Annotated in this window: 1 rRNA gene; it reads right to left on the bottom strand. The window is 52.1% G+C overall.

What is annotated here, in order from left to right:
- Positions 1–211 (bottom strand): 16S ribosomal RNA (locus tag ACTHSL_RS13445); the annotation flags it as partial.
- Between the last annotated feature and the right edge of the window lie 77 nt (positions 212–288).

A 288-nucleotide genomic window follows, 5' to 3' on the forward strand; every position in this document is an offset into this window, starting at 1 on the left:
CCTACGCGGGCTCATCCCTGGGCCGATAAATCTTTGGTCCGAAGACATCATCCGGTATTAGCAGTAATTTCTCACTGTTATTCCGAACCCAAGGGCAGATTCCCACGCGTTACGCACCCGTGCGCCACTAACCCCGAAGGGTTCGTTCGACTTGCATGTGTTAGGCATGCCGCCAGCGTTCGTTCTGAGCCAGGATCAAACTCTCAAGTTTGATGTCCGATACATACCAGCCGGAATAGGGCCGATATATACCGCTCATTTCCAGGAGCCATTCCTGCACAATATAGT

The sequence above is a fragment of the Neisseria sp. P0008.S010 genome, assembly GCF_051962715.1.
Classification (GTDB): domain Bacteria; phylum Pseudomonadota; class Gammaproteobacteria; order Burkholderiales; family Neisseriaceae; genus Neisseria; species Neisseria elongata.